Source organism: Enterobacter kobei, assembly GCF_001729765.1.
Taxonomy (GTDB): domain Bacteria; phylum Pseudomonadota; class Gammaproteobacteria; order Enterobacterales; family Enterobacteriaceae; genus Enterobacter; species Enterobacter kobei.
This window is the reverse complement of the sequence record NZ_CP017181.1, coordinates 4594624-4614550: the sequence shown is the minus strand read 5'-3', so window position 1 is coordinate 4614550 and position 19927 is coordinate 4594624. Positions and strand designations below refer to the sequence as shown.

At 53.6% G+C, this 19927-nt stretch carries 11 protein-coding genes, 2 tRNA genes, 3 rRNA genes and 2 pseudogenes; 15 read left to right on the top strand and 3 right to left on the bottom strand.

What is annotated here, in order from left to right:
- Positions 1-164: 164 nt before the first annotated feature.
- The 12 genes from pepQ (at position 165) to BFV64_RS22345 (ending at position 12705) form a co-directional block, all read left to right on the top strand.
- On the top strand, positions 165-1496 hold the full coding sequence (gene pepQ, locus BFV64_RS22405) for a Xaa-Pro dipeptidase (protein WP_045281881.1): 1332 nt from the start codon (positions 165-167) through the stop codon (positions 1494-1496).
- Positions 1496-2110: an IMPACT family protein gene (locus BFV64_RS22400; protein WP_045281880.1), complete on the top strand. Its 615-nt coding sequence runs from the start codon at positions 1496-1498 to the stop codon at positions 2108-2110. The genes pepQ and BFV64_RS22400 overlap by 1 nt, the downstream gene beginning before the upstream one ends.
- Positions 2111-2151: 41 nt before the next feature.
- Positions 2152-3603, top strand: a complete 1452-nt coding sequence (trkH, locus tag BFV64_RS22395; protein WP_013099227.1) for a Trk system potassium transporter TrkH — start codon at positions 2152-2154, stop codon at positions 3601-3603.
- A gap of 10 nt (positions 3604-3613) precedes the next feature.
- Positions 3614-4159, top strand: a complete 546-nt coding sequence (gene hemG, locus BFV64_RS22390) for a menaquinone-dependent protoporphyrinogen IX dehydrogenase (protein WP_014885610.1) — start codon at positions 3614-3616, stop codon at positions 4157-4159.
- A 352-nt stretch (positions 4160-4511) separates the two neighbouring features.
- Positions 4512-6051: ribosomal RNA gene (locus BFV64_RS22380) — 16S ribosomal RNA — on the top strand.
- 70 nt (positions 6052-6121) lie between these two features.
- Positions 6122-6198, top strand: a tRNA-Ile gene (locus BFV64_RS22375).
- Positions 6199-6240: 42 nt separating this feature from the next.
- A tRNA-Ala gene (locus BFV64_RS22370) sits at positions 6241-6316 on the top strand.
- Between the two features lie 180 nt (positions 6317-6496).
- Positions 6497-9401: ribosomal RNA gene (locus BFV64_RS22365) — 23S ribosomal RNA — on the top strand.
- 67 nt (positions 9402-9468) lie between these two features.
- A 5S ribosomal RNA gene (rrf, locus tag BFV64_RS22360) occupies positions 9469-9584 on the top strand.
- Together the 16S, 23S and 5S rRNA genes with 2 tRNA genes alongside form the textbook arrangement of a ribosomal RNA operon.
- Positions 9585-9708: 124 nt before the next feature.
- Positions 9709-10737, top strand: a complete 1029-nt coding sequence (gene murB / locus BFV64_RS22355; protein ID WP_059373540.1) for a UDP-N-acetylmuramate dehydrogenase — start codon at positions 9709-9711, stop codon at positions 10735-10737.
- The gene (gene birA / locus BFV64_RS22350; protein WP_069602441.1) at positions 10734-11696 is read left to right on the top strand and encodes a bifunctional biotin--[acetyl-CoA-carboxylase] ligase/biotin operon repressor BirA; all 963 of its coding nucleotides are present in this window, start codon (positions 10734-10736) and stop codon (positions 11694-11696) included. Before murB ends, birA begins: the two co-directional genes overlap by 4 nt.
- A gap of 16 nt (positions 11697-11712) precedes the next feature.
- Complete coding sequence (locus tag BFV64_RS22345) at positions 11713-12705, top strand: family 8 glycosyl hydrolase (protein WP_059373539.1); 993 nt, start codon at positions 11713-11715, stop codon at positions 12703-12705.
- A gap of 48 nt (positions 12706-12753) precedes the next feature.
- Here BFV64_RS22345 and bcsG read toward each other — a convergent pair whose 3' ends face one another.
- From bcsG to bcsE, 3 genes and pseudogenes are all read right to left on the bottom strand, one after another.
- On the bottom strand, positions 12754-14433 hold the full coding sequence (gene bcsG / locus BFV64_RS22340; protein WP_059373538.1) for a cellulose biosynthesis protein BcsG: 1680 nt from the start codon (positions 14431-14433) through the stop codon (positions 12754-12756).
- Entirely contained in the window at positions 14426-14620 is a 195-nt protein-coding gene (gene bcsF / locus BFV64_RS22335) for a cellulose biosynthesis protein BcsF (protein WP_014885605.1), read from the bottom strand. Before bcsF ends, bcsG begins: the two co-directional genes overlap by 8 nt.
- A pseudogene (gene bcsE, locus BFV64_RS22330) lies at positions 14617-16179 on the bottom strand (cellulose biosynthesis c-di-GMP-binding protein BcsE). Before bcsE ends, bcsF begins: the two are co-directional and overlap by 4 nt.
- Positions 16180-16353: 174 nt before the next feature.
- On the opposite strand from bcsE, the gene bcsR reads away from it, so the two are divergent.
- The 3 genes and pseudogenes from bcsR (at position 16354) to bcsA (ending at position 19919) form a co-directional block, all read left to right on the top strand.
- Positions 16354-16542, top strand: a complete 189-nt coding sequence (gene bcsR / locus BFV64_RS22325) for a cellulose biosynthesis protein BcsR (protein ID WP_008503237.1) — start codon at positions 16354-16356, stop codon at positions 16540-16542.
- Positions 16543-16553: 11 nt separating this feature from the next.
- Positions 16554-17306: a cellulose biosynthesis protein BcsQ gene (bcsQ, locus tag BFV64_RS22320; RefSeq protein ID WP_014885603.1), complete on the top strand. Its 753-nt coding sequence runs from the start codon at positions 16554-16556 to the stop codon at positions 17304-17306.
- Positions 17303-19919, top strand: a pseudogene (bcsA, locus tag BFV64_RS22315) (UDP-forming cellulose synthase catalytic subunit). Before bcsQ ends, bcsA begins: the two are co-directional and overlap by 4 nt.
- Positions 19920-19927: the final 8 nt, after the last annotated feature.

The window sequence follows — 19927 nt, the reverse complement described above, 5'->3', positions numbered from 1 at the left end:
ATCTGGTCATACCAGATGAAACGGAGTGTGGGATTTATGTTAATAAAATGCAAATTACTCATTAAGAAATTGCTGCATTGATCACGGTCGGTGGAAATCACGCAGCCGGAGTGAGGTGTGCTAAGATGCGATGACTTGAGGTCAAAAAAACGAAAGGAAGAATGATGGACTCACTGGCTTCGCTTTATAAAAATCATATCGTTACCCTACAGGAACGTACCCGCGATGTACTGGCCCGCTTCAAACTGGATGCCCTGCTTATCCATTCCGGCGAGCTGATAAACACATTTCTTGATGACCATGCCTATCCGTTCAAGGTTAACCCGCAGTTTAAAGCCTGGGTGCCTGTTACTCAGGTTCCTAACTGCTGGTTGCTGGTGGATGGCGTGAACAAGCCGAAACTGTGGTTCTACCTGCCGGTCGATTACTGGCACAACGTGGAACCGCTGCCGACCTCTTTCTGGACGGAAGAAATTGATGTGATTGCGCTGCCAAAAGCGGACGGCATTGGCAGCCAGCTACCTGCTGCACGCGGCAATATCGCCTATATTGGCCCGGTTCCGGAGCGTGCATTGGGTCTGGATATTCCCGCGGACAAACTCAACCCGAAAGGGGTGCTCGACTTCCTGCATTACTACCGCGCGTACAAAACCGATTACGAACTTTACTGCATGCGTGAAGCGCAAAAAACGGCGGTGAATGGCCATCGTGCCGCGCACGAGGCGTTCCAGTCCGGCATGAGCGAATTCGATATCAACCAGGCGTACCTGACCGCGACCGGCCACCGTGATACCGACGTGCCATACAGCAATATTGTCGCGCTGAATGAGCATGCTTCTGTTCTTCACTACACCAAACTGGACCATCAGGTTCCGTCGGAAATGCGCAGCTTCCTGCTTGATGCCGGCGCTGAGTACAACGGTTATGCGGCTGACCTGACCCGTACCTGGGCGGCTAATGCTGACACCGATTTCGCGCAGCTGATTAAAGACGTGAACGATGAGCAACTGGCGCTTATTGGTACCATGAAAGCCGGTACCAGCTACGTGGATTATCACGTTCAGTTCCATCAGCGCATCGCGAAGCTTCTGCGTAAGCATCAGATTGTGAAAGACATGAGCGAAGAGGCAATGGTCGAGAACGATCTCACCGGGCCATTCATGCCGCACGGTATTGGTCACCCGCTGGGCCTGCAGGTTCACGACGTCGCTGGCTTTATGCAGGATGATACCGGTACGCATCTTGCGGCACCGTCTAAATATCCTTACCTGCGCTGCACCCGTATTCTTGAGCCGCGTATGGTGTTGACGATTGAACCGGGGATCTACTTTATTGAATCCCTGCTGGCGCCATGGCGTGATGGTCAGTTCAGCAAACACTTCAACTGGGAAAAAATTGACGCACTGAAACCGTTTGGCGGTATTCGTATCGAAGATAACGTGGTGATTCACGAGAACGGTATCGAGAATATGACGCGAGACCTGAAGCTGGCCTGATGGAAAGCTGGCTGATACCGGCTGAACCGGTCACCTTTGTTGAGGAAATCAAGAAAAGCCGCTTTATTACGCTGCTGGCACACACCGACGGCGTTGAAGCGGCAAAGGCATTTGTCGAGTCTGTCCGGGCTGTGCATCCTGACGCACGTCACCACTGTGTGGCGTGGGTGGCAGGGCCCCCGGACGATTCGCAACAGCTTGGCTTTTCCGATGACGGTGAACCCGCGGGAACCGCCGGTAAACCCATGCTCTCGCAGCTGATGGGCAGCGGCGTGGGTGAAATTACCGCCGTGGTGGTGCGTTACTACGGCGGCATCTTGTTAGGCACGGGCGGGCTGGTGAAAGCCTATGGCGGTGGCGTTCAGCAGGCACTGAATATATTGACGACCACCCGCAAAACGCCGCTCACCGAATATACTCTATTGTGCGATTACGCCCAATTATCCGGCATCGAAGCGTTGCTGAAACAGTTTAATGGTGTTATCGCGCACAGTGACTTTCAGGCGATGGTGCAATTACGCGTGGCGCTTCCTCAGGCGGAGCTGGCTGCTTTTTCAGCAAAACTGGCAGATTTTAGTCGCGGTTCGTTGCAATTACTGCCGATTGAAGAATAATCCCCACCTCACTTTTTTGAATACCAAAGGAAGCGGCAGAGATGCATTTTCGTGCCATAACCCGAATCGTTGGACTGCTGGTCATACTTTTTTCCGGGACGATGATTCTCCCAGGACTGGTGGCGCTTATCTACCGGGACGGCGCGGGGCGGGCATTTACCCAGACCTTTTTTGTCGCACTGGCGATTGGCTCGCTGCTGTGGTGGCCGAATCGTCGTCAGAAAGGTGAGCTGAAATCCCGCGAAGGCTTTCTGATCGTGGTGCTGTTCTGGACGGTGCTGGGGAGCGTGGGTTCGCTGCCCTTTATCTTCTCCGAGCAACCTAACCTGAGCATCACGGATGCCTTTTTTGAATCGTTCTCGGGGTTAACGACCACCGGGGCGACGACGCTGGTGGGTCTGGATTCATTACCCCACGCCATCCTCTTTTATCGCCAGATGCTGCAGTGGTTCGGCGGTATGGGGATCATCGTCCTGGCGGTAGCTATTCTGCCCATTCTGGGCGTCGGTGGGATGCAGTTGTACAGGGCTGAAATGCCCGGGCCGCTGAAAGATAACAAGATGCGCCCGCGTATTGCCGAGACGGCGAAAACCCTGTGGCTGATTTATGTCCTGCTGACGGTGGCCTGTGCGCTGGCGCTCTGGTTTGCCGGGATGCCTGCTTTCGATGCCATCGGACACAGCTTTGCGACAATCGCTATCGGCGGGTTCTCCACCCACGATGCCAGCGTAGGCTACTTCGATAGCCCAACGATCAACACCATCATTGCGATTTTCCTGCTGATTTCTGGCTGTAACTATGGCCTGCACTTCTCTTTACTGAGCGGGCGAAGCCTGAAGGTGTACTGGCGCGACCCTGAGTTCCGCATGTTTATTGGTGTCCAGCTTACGCTGGTCGTCATCTGTACCCTGGTGCTGTGGTTCCATGATGTTTACAACTCCGCGCTGACAACCCTAAACCAGGCGTTCTTCCAGGTGGTATCAATGGCGACGACCGCCGGATTTACCACGGACAGTATTGCGCGCTGGCCGCTGTTCCTGCCGGTACTCCTGCTGTGCTCTGCGTTTATTGGCGGCTGCGCCGGGTCGACGGGCGGTGGCCTGAAGGTGATTCGTATTCTGCTGCTGTTCAAGCAGGGCAACCGTGAGCTGAAACGACTGGTCCACCCGAACGCGGTCTACAGCATTAAACTGGGGAACCGCGCGCTGCCGGAACGTATTCTCGAAGCCGTATGGGGCTTTTTCTCGGCGTATGCGCTGGTCTTTATCGTCAGTATGCTGGCGATCATCGCGACGGGGGTGGATGATTTCTCCGCCTTTGCGTCCGTCGTCGCAACATTGAATAACCTCGGGCCAGGCCTGGGGGTCGTGGCGGATAACTTTGCCAGTATGAACCCGGTCGCGAAATGGATCCTCATTGCCAATATGCTGTTTGGTCGTCTTGAGGTCTTTACTCTGCTGGTGCTCTTCACCCCAACATTCTGGCGCGAATAAGGAGCCGTTGATGAAAACACTGATTCTTTTCTCTACGCGAGACGGACAAACACGTGAGATTGCCGCGTATCTGGCGTCGGAATTAAAAGAACTGGGTATTTACTCGGATGTGGTGAACCTGAATCGCGCGGAGCAGATCACATGGCAGGAGTACGATCGCGTGGTGATTGGCGCCTCTATTCGTTACGGGCATTTCCATCCAGCGCTGGATCGCTTTGTGAAAAAGCACACGGCGGTGCTCAACAAATTGCCCGGCGCGTTTTACTCGGTCAATCTGGTTGCGCGTAAAGCCGAGAAGCGTACGCCGCAGACCAACAGCTATACGCGCAAGTTTTTACTCAGCTCACCGTGGCAGCCAGACCTGTGCGCGGTTTTTGCTGGTGCGCTGCGTTACCCTCGATACCGTTGGTATGACCGTTTCATGATCCGCCTGATTATGAAAATGACCGGTGGTGAAACCGATACCCGTAAAGAAGTGGTTTATACCGACTGGTCGCAGGTGGCCAGTTTTGCGCGGGAAATCGCACATTTAACGGACGATTCGCGACTTAAATAAGCGTTAAGTTTGAAAAGTGAGCGAACGAAAAGTTTTTTGTATTTTGTGCTTGTCACTGTGAAATAACTCCCTATAATGCGCCTCCACTGACACGGAACAACGGCACACACGCCGCCGGGTCAGCAGAGAAAAGCAAAATAAACGCTTGACTCTGAAGCGGGAGAGCGTAATATGCACACCCCGCGCCGCAGCGAAAACGAAGCGGCACTGCTCTTTAACAATTTATCAGACAATCTGTGTGGGCACTCAAAGTGACATGGATTCTTAATGTCTTCGGACAATAAATGAATACCAAGTCTCTGAGTGAACATACGTAATTCATTACGAAGTTTAATTCATGAGCATCAAACTTAAATTGAAGAGTTTGATCATGGCTCAGATTGAACGCTGGCGGCAGGCCTAACACATGCAAGTCGAACGGTAGCACAGAGAGCTTGCTCTCGGGTGACGAGTGGCGGACGGGTGAGTAATGTCTGGGAAACTGCCTGATGGAGGGGGATAACTACTGGAAACGGTAGCTAATACCGCATAACGTCGCAAGACCAAAGAGGGGGACCTTCGGGCCTCTTGCCATCAGATGTGCCCAGATGGGATTAGCTAGTAGGTGGGGTAACGGCTCACCTAGGCGACGATCCCTAGCTGGTCTGAGAGGATGACCAGCCACACTGGAACTGAGACACGGTCCAGACTCCTACGGGAGGCAGCAGTGGGGAATATTGCACAATGGGCGCAAGCCTGATGCAGCCATGCCGCGTGTATGAAGAAGGCCTTCGGGTTGTAAAGTACTTTCAGCGGGGAGGAAGGTGTTGTGGTTAATAACCACAGCAATTGACGTTACCCGCAGAAGAAGCACCGGCTAACTCCGTGCCAGCAGCCGCGGTAATACGGAGGGTGCAAGCGTTAATCGGAATTACTGGGCGTAAAGCGCACGCAGGCGGTCTGTCAAGTCGGATGTGAAATCCCCGGGCTCAACCTGGGAACTGCATTCGAAACTGGCAGGCTAGAGTCTTGTAGAGGGGGGTAGAATTCCAGGTGTAGCGGTGAAATGCGTAGAGATCTGGAGGAATACCGGTGGCGAAGGCGGCCCCCTGGACAAAGACTGACGCTCAGGTGCGAAAGCGTGGGGAGCAAACAGGATTAGATACCCTGGTAGTCCACGCCGTAAACGATGTCGACTTGGAGGTTGTGCCCTTGAGGCGTGGCTTCCGGAGCTAACGCGTTAAGTCGACCGCCTGGGGAGTACGGCCGCAAGGTTAAAACTCAAATGAATTGACGGGGGCCCGCACAAGCGGTGGAGCATGTGGTTTAATTCGATGCAACGCGAAGAACCTTACCTACTCTTGACATCCAGAGAACTTAGCAGAGATGCTTTGGTGCCTTCGGGAACTCTGAGACAGGTGCTGCATGGCTGTCGTCAGCTCGTGTTGTGAAATGTTGGGTTAAGTCCCGCAACGAGCGCAACCCTTATCCTTTGTTGCCAGCGGTTAGGCCGGGAACTCAAAGGAGACTGCCAGTGATAAACTGGAGGAAGGTGGGGATGACGTCAAGTCATCATGGCCCTTACGAGTAGGGCTACACACGTGCTACAATGGCGCATACAAAGAGAAGCGACCTCGCGAGAGCAAGCGGACCTCATAAAGTGCGTCGTAGTCCGGATTGGAGTCTGCAACTCGACTCCATGAAGTCGGAATCGCTAGTAATCGTAGATCAGAATGCTACGGTGAATACGTTCCCGGGCCTTGTACACACCGCCCGTCACACCATGGGAGTGGGTTGCAAAAGAAGTAGGTAGCTTAACCTTCGGGAGGGCGCTTACCACTTTGTGATTCATGACTGGGGTGAAGTCGTAACAAGGTAACCGTAGGGGAACCTGCGGTTGGATCACCTCCTTACCTTAAAGAACCTGCCTTTGTAGTGCTCACACAGATTGTCTGATGAAAAAACAGCAGTAAAAATCTCTGCAGGCTTGTAGCTCAGGTGGTTAGAGCGCACCCCTGATAAGGGTGAGGTCGGTGGTTCAAGTCCACTCAGGCCTACCAAAATCCTTTTAAAGGATGAGCGGTACAGAGATTACAAACGATGGGGCTATAGCTCAGCTGGGAGAGCGCCTGCTTTGCACGCAGGAGGTCTGCGGTTCGATCCCGCATAGCTCCACCATCTTTTACTGCGAACACAAGAAAACTTCAGAGTGAACCTGAAAAGGTGCACTGCGAAGTTTTGCTCTTTAAAAATCTGGATCAAGCTGAAAATTGAAACGACACACATGTTATGTGTGTTCGAGTCTCTCAAATTTTCGCAAACCGATGATGAATCGAAAGAAACATCTTCGGGTTGTGAGGTTAAGCGACTAAGCGTACACGGTGGATGCCCTGGCAGTCAGAGGCGATGAAGGACGTGCTAATCTGCGAAAAGCGCCGGCGAGGTGATATGAACCTTTGACCCGGCGATGTCCGAATGGGGAAACCCAGTGTGATTCGTCACACTATCGTTAACTGAATACATAGGTTAACGAGGCGAACCGGGGGAACTGAAACATCTAAGTACCCCGAGGAAAAGAAATCAACCGAGATTCCCCCAGTAGCGGCGAGCGAACGGGGAGCAGCCCGGAGTCTGAATCAGCTTGTGTGTTAGTGGAACGGTCTGGAAAGTCCGACGGTACAGGGTGATAGTCCCGTACACGAAAATGCACAGGTTGTGAACTCGAAGAGTAGGGCGGGACACGTGGTATCCTGTCTGAATATGGGGGGACCATCCTCCAAGGCTAAATACTCCTGACTGACCGATAGTGAACCAGTACCGTGAGGGAAAGGCGAAAAGAACCCCGGCGAGGGGAGTGAAAAAGAACCTGAAACCGTGTACGTACAAGCAGTGGGAGCCTACTTGTTAGGTGACTGCGTACCTTTTGTATAATGGGTCAGCGACTTATATTCTGTAGCAAGGTTAACCGTATAGGGGAGCCGAAGGGAAACCGAGTCTTAACTGGGCGTTAAGTTGCAGGGTATAGACCCGAAACCCGGTGATCTAGCCATGGGCAGGTTGAAGGTTGGGTAACACTAACTGGAGGACCGAACCGACTAATGTTGAAAAATTAGCGGATGACCTGTGGCTGGGGGTGAAAGGCCAATCAAACCGGGAGATAGCTGGTTCTCCCCGAAAGCTATTTAGGTAGCGCCTCGTGAACTCATCTTCGGGGGTAGAGCACTGTTTCGGCTAGGGGGCCATCCCGGCTTACCAACCCGATGCAAACTACGAATACCGAAGAATGTTATCACGGGAGACACACGGCGGGTGCTAACGTCCGTCGTGAAGAGGGAAACAACCCAGACCGCCAGCTAAGGTCCCAAAGTCATGGTTAAGTGGGAAACGATGTGGGAAGGCACAGACAGCCAGGATGTTGGCTTAGAAGCAGCCATCATTTAAAGAAAGCGTAATAGCTCACTGGTCGAGTCGGCCTGCGCGGAAGATGTAACGGGGCTAAACCATGCACCGAAGCTGCGGCAGCGACGCTTATGCGTTGTTGGGTAGGGGAGCGTTCTGTAAGCCGTTGAAGGTGGCCTGTGAGGGTTGCTGGAGGTATCAGAAGTGCGAATGCTGACATAAGTAACGATAAAGCGGGTGAAAAGCCCGCTCGCCGGAAGACCAAGGGTTCCTGTCCAACGTTAATCGGGGCAGGGTGAGTCGACCCCTAAGGCGAGGCCGAAAGGCGTAGTCGATGGGAAACAGGTTAATATTCCTGTACTTGGTGTTACTGCGAAGGGGGGACGGAGAAGGCTATGTTAGCCGGGCGACGGTTGTCCCGGTTTAAGCATGTAGGCGGAGGTTCCAGGTAAATCCGGTACCTTTTAACGCTGAGGTGTGATGACGAGGCACTACGGTGCTGAAGTAACAAATGCCCTGCTTCCAGGAAAAGCCTCTAAGCATCAGGTAACACGAAATCGTACCCCAAACCGACACAGGTGGTCAGGTAGAGAATACCAAGGCGCTTGAGAGAACTCGGGTGAAGGAACTAGGCAAAATGGTGCCGTAACTTCGGGAGAAGGCACGCTGATATGTAGGTGAAGCCCCTGCGGGTGGAGCTGAAATCAGTCGAAGATACCAGCTGGCTGCAACTGTTTATTAAAAACACAGCACTGTGCAAACACGAAAGTGGACGTATACGGTGTGACGCCTGCCCGGTGCCGGAAGGTTAATTGATGGGGTTAGCGGTAACGCGAAGCTCTTGATCGAAGCCCCGGTAAACGGCGGCCGTAACTATAACGGTCCTAAGGTAGCGAAATTCCTTGTCGGGTAAGTTCCGACCTGCACGAATGGCGTAATGATGGCCAGGCTGTCTCCACCCGAGACTCAGTGAAATTGAACTCGCTGTGAAGATGCAGTGTACCCGCGGCAAGACGGAAAGACCCCGTGAACCTTTACTATAGCTTGACACTGAACACTGGTCCTTGATGTGTAGGATAGGTGGGAGGCTTTGAAGCGTGGACGCCAGTCTGCGTGGAGCCGACCTTGAAATACCACCCTTTAATGGCTGGTGTTCTAACGTAGACCCGTAATCCGGGTTGCGGACAGTGTCTGGTGGGTAGTTTGACTGGGGCGGTCTCCTCCCAAAGAGTAACGGAGGAGCACGAAGGTTAGCTAATCCTGGTCGGACATCAGGAGGTTAGTGCAATGGCATAAGCTAGCTTGACTGCGAGAGTGACGGCTCGAGCAGGTGCGAAAGCAGGTCATAGTGATCCGGTGGTTCTGAATGGAAGGGCCATCGCTCAACGGATAAAAGGTACTCCGGGGATAACAGGCTGATACCGCCCAAGAGTTCATATCGACGGCGGTGTTTGGCACCTCGATGTCGGCTCATCACATCCTGGGGCTGAAGTAGGTCCCAAGGGTATGGCTGTTCGCCATTTAAAGTGGTACGCGAGCTGGGTTTAGAACGTCGTGAGACAGTTCGGTCCCTATCTGCCGTGGGCGCTGGAGAATTGAGGGGGGCTGCTCCTAGTACGAGAGGACCGGAGTGGACGCATCACTGGTGTTCGGGTTGTCATGCCAATGGCACTGCCCGGTAGCTAAATGCGGAAGAGATAAGTGCTGAAAGCATCTAAGCACGAAACTTGCCCCGAGATGAGTTCTCCCTGAGACTTTAAGTCTCCTGAAGGAACGTTGAAGACGACGACGTTGATAGGTCGGGTGTGTAAGCGCAGCGATGCGTTGAGCTAACCGATACTAATGAACCGTGAGGCTTAACCTTACAACGCCGAAGCTGTTTTGGCGTGAGAGAGACGATTTTCAGCCTGATACAGATTAAACAGAATTTGCCTGGCGGCTTTAGCGCGGTGGTCCCACCTGACCCCATGCCGAACTCAGAAGTGAAACGCCGTAGCGCCGATGGTAGTGTGGGGTCTCCCCATGTGAGAGTAGGGAACTGCCAGGCATCAAATAAGTGAAAAGGCCATCCGTAAGGATGGCCTTTTTGCGTTTCTGCGCTATACAAACTAATCCCCCAACGCCCTGCTTATACGGTAAACTACCTGCGTTTTTGCATCAGGATAGCGTCTATGAACCACTCCCTTAAGCCCTGGAATACCTTTGGTATTCAACGCAATGCTAATCACATTGTCCGTGCCGATACTGCACAGCAGTTGCTGAATGCATGGCAAAGCGCAACCGAAAAAAACGAACCCGTACTGATTCTGGGCGAAGGAAGTAATGTCCTGTTTCTCGACGATTTTGCGGGAACAGTGATCGTTAACCGCATCATGGGAATTGATGTGGAAGAGCGCGCCGATAGCTGGCACTTGCACGTGGGGGCCGGAGAAAACTGGCATCACCTGGTGCAATTTACCCTTGAAAAAGGGATGCCAGGCCTGGAAAACCTTGCGCTTATTCCGGGCTGCGCGGGATCATCACCGATTCAAAACATCGGTGCCTATGGCATCGAGCTGAAACATGTCTGTGAATACGTCGATTGCATCGAACTGGCGACTGGAACGGCTAAGCGTTTAACCGCAGAACAGTGCCGTTTTGGCTACCGTGACAGTATCTTCAAACATGAATATCAGGATCGCTACGTGATTGTCGCCGTGGGCCTGCGCCTGTCGAAGAACTGGCAGCCCGTACTGACCTACGGTGATTTAACGCGTCTCGATCCGGCTACCGCCACACCCCGCGATGTGTTTGACTCGGTTTGTCATATGCGCATGACCAAGCTTCCCGACCCAAAAGTAAATGGAAATGCCGGAAGTTTCTTCAAAAACCCGGTGATCGACAGCGAAAAGGCAAAGGTCTTCCTTGAAGGATGGCCCGCAGCACCACATTACCCTCACGCAGATGGCAGCGTGAAGCTGGCTGCGGGATGGCTTATCGATCAATGCCAGCTTAAAGGCACTTCAGTCGGAGGCGCTGCCGTTCATCAGCAGCAGGCTCTGGTACTGATCAATCAACATGATGCGAGCAGTGATGACGTGGTCAAACTGGCTCATTATGTTCGTGAACGTGTGGGTGAAAAGTTTAACGTCTGGCTGGAGCCAGAAGTCCGCTTCATTGGCCGCACAGGTGAAGTGAATGCCGTGGAGACCATCGCGTGAAAGACAATACCATCCCGTTAACCCTGATTAGCATCCTCGCGGATGGGGAGTTTCACTCTGGCGAGCAGCTGGGTGAGCAGCTGGGCATGAGCCGTGCAGGCATTAATAAGCATATCCAGACCCTCCGCGACTGGGGTGTCGATGTCTTTACCGTTCCGGGAAAAGGGTACAGCCTGCCGGAACCCATTCAATTGCTGAATGAAGATGTGATTCGTAGCCAGATTGGGCACGGCAATGTTGCGGTGCTGCCGGTGATTGACTCAACGAACCAGTATCTTCTGGATCGTCTGCCTGAACTGAAATCCGGCGATGCCTGCGTTGCAGAGTATCAGCAGGCCGGGCGTGGTCGCCGAGGGCGAAAATGGTTCTCGCCCTTTGGTGCCAACCTCTACCTGTCCATGTACTGGCGACTCGATCAGGGCCCTGCCGCAGCGATTGGCCTGAGTCTGGTCATCGGGATTGTCATGGCAGAGGTGCTACACGATCTGGGCGCCGATCGGGTGCGTGTTAAATGGCCTAACGATCTTTACCTGAACGATCGTAAACTTGCCGGTATTCTGGTCGAACTGACGGGAAAAACGGGCGATGCGGCGCAAATCGTGATTGGCGCGGGCCTCAATATGGTGATGCGTAACGTACAAAACGATGTGGTCAACCAGGCCTGGACGAATCTCCAGGAGGCGGGGATCGTCATCGATCGTAACATCCTTGCCGTGCGTATGATTAAAGAGTTGCGCAGTTCACTGACGCTTTTTGAACAGGAAGGACTCGCAACGTTCCTGTCTCGTTGGGAAAAACTGGACAACTTCATCAATCGCCCGGTGAAATTACTGATTGGTGATAAAGAGATCTACGGCATTTCCCGCGGGATTGACGTTCAGGGCGCGTTGCTCCTGGAACAGGATGGCGTGATCAAGCCCTGGATGGGCGGTGAGATTTCACTGCGAAGTGCCGAATAACCGAATGGGGTGAATGATGCGAAAACCCGTCTGCGCGACCCTGGCTGTGATGATGAGTTTGCTGTTCTCTCCTCTCTCGCAGGCGAGTCAGGCCTGGGAGAGTTACAAGGCGCGCTTTTTTAAACCGGAAGGCCGCATTGTTGATACCGGCAACGGTGACGTTTCGCATACGGAAGGTCAGGGTTTCGCCATGTTAATGGCGGTGGCTAACGACGATAAAGCCACGTTCGATAAGCTCTGGCAATGGACCAACAGGACGCTAAAGAACAACGAAAATGGTCTGTTTTACTGGCGTTATAACCCCGCGGAGTCCAATCCGGTCGCTGATAAAAACAACGCCACAGATGGCGATGTCCTGATTGCATGGGCGTTGTTAAAAGCCGATGCGCGCTGGCATGACAAACGCTACAGCGCCGCATCGGATGCGATTACGAAAGCATTGATTGACCACAACGTAATCCGCTATGCGGGTTACCGCGTGATGCTGCCCGGCGTACAGGGATTTAAGCTTGAGAGTGAAGTGGTCCTTAATCCTTCCTATTTTGTGTTTCCGGCCTGGCAGGCCTTTGCCGGACGCAGTCATTTGCCGGTCTGGCGTGAATTGATAAAGGACGGGAAACGTCTGCTGGGAAAAATGGGATCGGGTAAAGCGAATCTACCGACAGACTGGGTTTCGCTGGCATCCGCGGGCAAGCTGACGCCGGCCAAAGGCTGGCCACCGCGAATGAGCTACGATGCGATTCGTATTCCGCTGTACATAGCCTGGTCTGATAAACAAAGCCCGCTGCTGACGCCCTGGAAAGCCTGGTTTGGTCAGTTCCCACGGGAACATACACCCGCCTGGGTTAACGTCACGACCAACGAATACGCGCCCTATATGATGGAAGGCGGTCTGCTGGCGGTCAGGGATTTAACGATGGGTCAGCCATCCGGCGAACCGGAAATCACCTCTAACGACGACTACTATTCGGCAAGTCTGAAAATGCTGGTATGGATTTCAGCGCAATAATAACGCACTGACAATCCCCTCTCCCTACAGGGGAGAGGGGTAAATCCTTTATTGCGGATACGGTACCCAATCTCCGCCGTTCAGACGAACGTACGGTTTGTTCTGGTACTGAATCACAACAGCATTCGCGTTTTCGGAGACCTCTGCCGTTTGCGGCAGGTTGCTGGTGAGCTGATTCCAGTTCACGCTATCTTCCACAAACAGCTTCCCGTCCACGGCACGGGCAACCAGTTCTGAAATTGCCAGATAGCTGGTTGGCTGTGTAATCTCAATCGGCGCGCCCTGGTGCGGAGCCTTCATACCAAAGAATTTAATGCCCGCAGGCACGTTGGTAATGGACGGGCTTGGAATATCACGCAGACCTGACACCTGCATTCTGTCGCCTTTCAGCGCGCCACCGTGTTCAGGCACGACAACCACCATCACTTTACGGCCTGATTTTTCCAGCTCAGTGAAGAACGCATCCAGCTCGTCGAAGAATTTCTGCGCACGCACTTTATAATCTGCCGTTTTGCTCACGCCCGGGAAGTGGTTACCGTCGTGAAGCGGCAGGGTGTTAAAGAACGTCGCACTGCGCGGGTTGCTGTCTTTTTCGATGGTTTGCAGCCAGCGCTGCAGTACGGCTGTATCGTCGTAAACAGGTGAACCGTCGAAGCCGAGCAGAGTAACGGGAAGCCCGGTTTGATCCATCAGCGGCGCCTGCATGCCACCCTGTTCACGCACCTCTTTCAGGAAGTTACCGAACTGGCCGTTATGTCCCAGCATCAGATGCTGCGTAAAGCCCAGCTTCGCGAGGTTATCGAACAGATAACACTGATTCCCTGCCGGCTGGTACAGGTTTTTATGCGATGTCTGACCGCAGCTTGCACGCAGAAGGCGAATCGCTGCCGGGCCGCTGTATGAGGTGGCAGAGTTGAAATCTTTAAACTGGATATCGAAATGAGACCACAGTGGGTGAGACATTAATCCGGCTGCATCCACATCGGCCCAGGAGAGGGAACAGATGTTAATCACCAGCAGCTCAAACGGTTGAGCATCTGCCGTCAGTGCATCCGGGAATTTCGTCTGTCGCTTATCTTCTGCGGTATAGAAGCTGGAAAGCCACGCATTGAGGTTGGTGGAGGTCGGCGGTGCGGTCTGGGTTGGAATATCACCTACCACAGGCGTATCGCCTGCCGTGGTAACAGTAGCCGCTGCGCTTCCACCCGTGGTGGTCACCGTGGTGGTTGGTTGACCGGCAGGCCACAGGGAGAAGTCCGGTCCTGCCAGCGTCAGCACGTTAAGCCAGATCATAATGGCGACAACAAACACCGTGACGCGGATCCACTGCGACAGGAACAGCCAGGCCACCAGCAGGACAAAGATAGCGCCAATCATCTGCCAGTTAATAAAGCGCTCAACCAGATCAAGCATGTAGTCTGCACTGAAGCCCGCGACCTGTGACCCCTGGCTCATTATGCTGTCCGGACCCGGTAGCCAGGTATCGTGCCAGAACAGCGCAAAGCCGACGGGGATGGCTACCCAGTGACGTAAACGATGCAGCCTGATATTCGGCAACGGCATCAGCAGGAAGGCCATAAAGACCAGGTTAAGCAGGGGATGGAAATTCAGATAGCCTGCCCAGAGCAAACCAAACTTCACCAGAAAGTAAAAGTTCCAGCCGGAAAGGCCGCGCCAGTATTGCCAGAGCGGCGAGGGTGACGAAGCGGTATAGGTAGAATTAGTCATGTTTTCGGTCTGCCTTGACGTGTGATGCCCGTGTCAGTGTTCCGGCTGGTTTTACATAGCGAGGTTTTATAAACATCACTCTGGCCGTATCACGGATACGACGTATGGAATGGCGCGCATAGTAGCCAAGCGGGAAAAAGATCAGCGCACAGAATACGACCAGTTGAATAATATCGCTGATATTCATGATGTTACGTTCTCCCCATTCTCGGTTAATAAGCGATGGGGTTCCGGAACCCGACGCCAGACATGACCGTCATGTCTGGCATTGAGAATCGGTTTTGCATCGCTGGTGATCGCCAGCGGTTTAACCCATTGTTCAGGCTGAAGTGCGCGCATCTGCACCAGCTCCGCGCTGATAGCATTATCTTCGAACCAGATCATACGGTTTGAGAAAATATCCCCGGTAGGCAGGGGAAAGATGTGGTTAAGCGCGGTATCAAGATCGTTCACCCGGCAGAAGGACAAAAATAGCACCAGGCGATTGTCGCCAATGGTCATGATGTCCCCTGTACGATTCGGACGACATAAGGTGAGAGCCTGTTCAACGCGGATACCCGGAACAGGACGCAGGGCAACCATCACCCCTTTCCCGTCCGCAGGAAGTAGCGTGTTGCTCATCATATTGCCGACGGCGTCGCAGAAGTTATCCCATTTCTGGTATCCGCGCAGCTTCATCGGCTGCGTCATGGAGAGCAAGGTGGAAATGTCTTCCGGCACATGGCGGCTGAACTGCTGGCCCTGAACGCTTTCGATTAGCGTCAGGCAGCGTGACAGCGGCGCATTCCATGGAACAACCATATTTGCTCCGCAGCCAAGCAGCAGACGCTCATCGGTGGCGCGCAGGCTGGTATTGTTTTCCCGCACCACAATTTTTAATGCGCTGCCGCGCTGGCGACGTAAGGTATGAATTTGTCTCGCCAGCGTCTCAATCTGGTTATTTTGCATCAACGAGAAAACAAGGGTTGCCGCCTGGGTTGTACGAGCTTCATGAAAAAGCGCTTCGTTAGACTCAAACAGCGACCAGTTTTCCGACAGCGCGGGCGCGCCCTCTAAAACCGCAATATGGCTCAGGATGCGTTTTTCATCACTGCGCGGCTGCACAACCGTTTCTTCCTGCTATGCCAGGTGCCATTTCCCCTCACTCTGTTTCAGGGTCAGCTGTTGCCTGGCGCTCACGCCTTTTTCATTACACCAGAAAGCAATATCGTAGAGATAGCTGCCTACCTGGTCACGCAGACTGGCCAGACCGAACAGGGAGCGATATTCACCCATTAAAAGTGAAAACAACTTGTCATTATTACTGCCGGGATTGACGACCAATAGCGTGCAATTTTGAAATTTTGCCCATTTATTGATTTTTTCCAGCCACGGCAGCAGTTTTTCAGCAGGGATATTTTGCAGGACGTTATTTGCGCATTTAAGAATCACTAAATAGTGATCCGGATCAATGGAGCACTGAACGTCGCGGGACAAAAAGTATAGACTATCCACTTCTGCTGACATGGAAAATAAGCGCACGGTTTGCGGTCCGTCGTCACTTTCCAGCGTGATAATTTTCTTCGGCTCTTCGCCCATGCTAATGACAGCCACGCGGGAATCCTTATCCTGGGCGGCAATTGTCTGGTTTACCAGACTGATGGCATCTTCATTACGGTCGGTATTAATCCACCAGACTCCACCGACTGGCATGTGGCTCAATTCGTCCCATAATGACTGGATGCCAATAGAAAATATGGAGTCCACGGTGTCCCTCTTTTCGTCTAATTTATCTGTATCTCAGTTTACTAGCGAAAGCGTAGAAATAAACCTAACATTGAAATTAAAGAACATCAGATTTAGCATGTAAATGAAATTTGTCAGGGCAGGACGCCCCGCAACTTCTGAGCGTGCGATTTTCCTCAAAGGGATGGCAGAAAAATGGATAATAACGAACCCGGAACCCCAGTCGACTCGACCCTGGGCTATACATTCCAAAACGATTTTCTGGCGCTGACGCAGGCCTTTTCTTTACCTGAAATAGATTACACCGATATTTCCCAGCGGGAACAGTTGGCCGCGGCTATTAAACGCTGGCCATTATTAGCTGAATTCGCCCATCAACAATAAGGGAGCCATTGATGGCCATACTCGGATTACAGGGTGTCCGTGGCGGTGTGGGTACCACATCCGTTACCGCGGCGCTGGCGTGGTCATTACAGCTTTTAGGTGAATCGGTGTTGGTGATTGACGCCTGCGCCGATAATTTGCTGCGTATGTCGTTCAACGTCGACTTCACTCGTGAAGCGGGTTGGGCACGCGCGTTGCTTGATGATAAAGACTGGCGGGATGCAGGGCTGCGCTATACCTCTCAGCTTGATTTACTGCCTTTTGGTCAGCTCACCACCACCGAACGTGAGAATGAAGCCGCTTATCAGCGGCTGTTTTCGCAGTTCACGCTTGCATTGCAAAGTCTGAAAGAAAAAGGCCACTACCAGTGGATCCTGGTGGATCTGCCGCACGGCGCCGGGACGTTAACCCGGCAGCTTATCGCGCAGTGCGATCATGTTCTCTCCATCGTCAACGTGGATGCAAATTGCCATATTCGTCTGCATCAACAGGGGCTGCCGCAGAATGCGCACCTCCTGATTAACGACTTACGCATCGGGAGCCAGATCCAGGACGATCTCTACCAGGTCTGGCTACAGAGTCAGCGTCGCCTGCTACCCATTGTGATTCACCGGGATGAAGGAATGGCAGAATCCCTGGCCTCCAAGCAGCCGCTCGGCGAGTACCGCAGCGATTCCCTGGCGGCAGAGGAGATCCTCACGCTGGCTAACTGGTGTCTGCTGAACTTCGCCAACGCGGCGGAGCCGGCAGGGAGTTCGGTATGAGTCGACTCGCCAGTTGGTTCCTTATCCCGCCGGTTAATGCGCGTCTGAGCGAACGCTACCGACATTTTCGTCGGCATGGTGCGTCGGCATTCAGTGCCGCGCTTGGCTGTTTCTGGATGATTATGGCCTGGATGTTCATTCCGCTTGAACATCCGCGCTGGCAGCGCATACGTGCGCACCATAATGAATTATATCCACACATTAACCCTGACCGGCCGCGGCCTTTGGATCCGGCGCGTTATCTCATTCAGGCCGTCTGGCTGGTCGTCACCTCGTCACAGCGAGAACGCCTGACGCCGCACTGGCGCAGTTTCTCCCGCGTTCAACAGCTGCGCGAGCGCTATCACCAGTGGCTGGATAAATTGCCTGACAGCGTGACCGACAAAACCAGCCATCTGGATAACCAAAAAGAGCTCGGGCACCTCCACCCGGGCCTGCGGCGTTTTATCCTCGGCGTGATTGTCGTGTTCTCACTGATTCTGGCGCTGGTCTGTATTACGCAACCCTTCAATCCCCTGGCGCAGTTCACCTTCCTGATCCTGCTGTGGGGCGTGGCGTTGCTGGTGCGTCGTATTCCGGGCCGCTTCTCGGCGCTGATGCTGATTGTGCTGTCGCTGACCGTTTCCTGCCGCTATATCTGGTGGCGTTACACCTCAACGCTGAACTGGGACGACCCGGTGAGTCTGGTCTGCGGTCTGATTCTGCTGTTTGCCGAAACCTATGCCTGGATTGTGCTGGTGTTGGGGTATTTCCAGGTCATCTGGCCGCTCAATCGCCAGCCCGTACCGCTGCCGAAGGACACCACGACGTGGCCGACTGTCGATCTCTTCGTCCCAACCTACAACGAAGACCTGAGCGTGGTGAAAAACACCATTTATGCTGCGCTCGGCATCGACTGGCCGAAAGATAAACTCAAGGTCTGGATCCTGGATGACGGCAACCGCCCAGCGTTCCGCCAGTTCGCGGAAGAGGTCGGCGTCGAATACATCGCCCGTCCGACGCACGAACATGCTAAAGCCGGTAACATCAATAACGCGCTGAAGTATGCCACCGGGGAGTTTGTCTCGATCTTTGACTGCGACCACGTACCTACGCGATCGTTCCTGCAGATGACCATGGGCTGGTTCCTGAAAGAGAAAGAGCTGGCGATGATGCAGACGCCGCACCACTTCTTCTCGCCGGACCCGTTTGAACGCAACCTTGGCCGTTTCCGTAAGACCCCAAACGAAGGCACGCTGTTCTATGGTCTGGTGCAGGATGGTAACGACATGTGGGACGCCACGTTCTTCTGCGGCTCCTGTGCGGTTATCCGCCGTAAACCGCTGGATGAAATTGGCGGTATTGCCGTCGAAACGGTGACTGAAGATGCGCACACCTCGTTGCGTCTGCACCGTCGGGGTTATACCTCGGCCTATATGCGTATTCCTCAGGCCGCCGGTCTGGCGACGGAATCGCTCTCGGCGCACATTGGTCAGCGTATTCGCTGGGCGCGCGGCATGGTGCAGATTTTCCGTCTCGATAATCCACTGATAGGGAAAGGGCTCAAGCTGGCGCAGCGTCTCTGCTACGTCAACGCGATGTTCCACTTCTTATCCGGCATCCCGCGGCTGATCTTCCTGACCGCGCCGCTGGCGTTCCTGCTCCTTCACGCCTATATCATCTACGCCCCGGCGCTGATGATTGCGCTGTTTGTTCTGCCGCACATGATCCACGCGAGCCTGACGAACTCGAAGATTCAGGGTAAATATCGCCATTCCTTCTGGAGTGAAATCTACGAAACGGTGCTGGCCTGGTACATTGCGCCGCCAACGATGGTGGCGCTGATCAACCCGCATAAAGGGAAATTCAACGTCACCGCGAAGGGGGGGGCTGGTGGAAGAGGAGTACGTCGACTGGGTGATCTCCCGTCCGTATATCTTCCTGGTCTTGCTGAACATCGTTGGCGTCATCGCCGGTATCTGGCGTTACTTCTACGGCCCTGAAAATGAAATCCTGACCGTCTTTGTGAGTATGGCCTGGGTCTTCTACAACCTGATTATTCTTGGCGGCGCGGTGGCGGTGTCGGTGGAGAGTAAACAGGTTCGTCGCGCGCATCGCGTTGAAATCTGCATGCCCGCGGCGATTGCCCGTGAAGATGGTCACCTCTTCTCCTGTACCGTGCACGACTTCTCTGACGGTGGTCTGGGGATCAAAATCAACGGCCAGGCGAAAGTGCTGGAAGGGCAAAAAGTTAACCTGCTGCTTAAGCGCGGACAGCAGGAGTATGTCTTCCCGACGCAGGTAGCGCGTGTGGCGGGCAATGAAGTCGGTCTGCAACTGATGCCGTTGACCAAAAAGCAACACATTGATTTTGTGCAGTGTACGTTTGCCCGTGCGGATACATGGGCTCTCTGGCAGGACAGCTTCCCGGAAGATAAACCTCTGGAAAGCCTGCTGGATATTCTGAAGCTGGGGTTCCGTGGCTATCGTCACCTTGCAGAATTTGCCCCGTCGTCGGTGAAATTAATTTTCCGGTCACTTACTTCGCTGGTTTCCTGGGTCGTATCGTTCATTCCTCGTCGTCCTGAGCGGGATGAGGCGAAGCAGGCGGACCCGGTTATGGCTCAACAATGATGATAACG

Excerpts from the sequence above, each read along its gene's own strand:
- hemG (WP_014885610.1), top strand. The coding sequence starts at position 3,614 with ATGAAAACACTGATTCTTTTCTCTACGCGAGACGGACAAACACGTGAG.
- BFV64_RS22345 (WP_059373539.1), top strand. The coding sequence starts at position 11,713 with ATGCGAAAACCCGTCTGCGCGACCCTGGCTGTGATGATGAGTTTGCTG.
- trkH (WP_013099227.1), top strand. The coding sequence starts at position 2,152 with ATGCATTTTCGTGCCATAACCCGAATCGTTGGACTGCTGGTCATACTT.
- bcsG (WP_059373538.1), bottom strand. The coding sequence starts at position 14,433 with ATGACTAATTCTACCTATACCGCTTCGTCACCCTCGCCGCTCTGGCAA.
- bcsF (WP_014885605.1), bottom strand. The coding sequence starts at position 14,620 with ATGAATATCAGCGATATTATTCAACTGGTCGTATTCTGTGCGCTGATC.
- bcsQ (WP_014885603.1), top strand. The coding sequence starts at position 16,554 with ATGGCCATACTCGGATTACAGGGTGTCCGTGGCGGTGTGGGTACCACA.
- BFV64_RS22400 (WP_045281880.1), top strand. The coding sequence starts at position 1,496 with ATGGAAAGCTGGCTGATACCGGCTGAACCGGTCACCTTTGTTGAGGAA.
- pepQ (WP_045281881.1), top strand. The coding sequence starts at position 165 with ATGGACTCACTGGCTTCGCTTTATAAAAATCATATCGTTACCCTACAG.
- murB (WP_059373540.1), top strand. The coding sequence starts at position 9,709 with ATGAACCACTCCCTTAAGCCCTGGAATACCTTTGGTATTCAACGCAAT.
- bcsR (WP_008503237.1), top strand. The coding sequence starts at position 16,354 with ATGGATAATAACGAACCCGGAACCCCAGTCGACTCGACCCTGGGCTAT.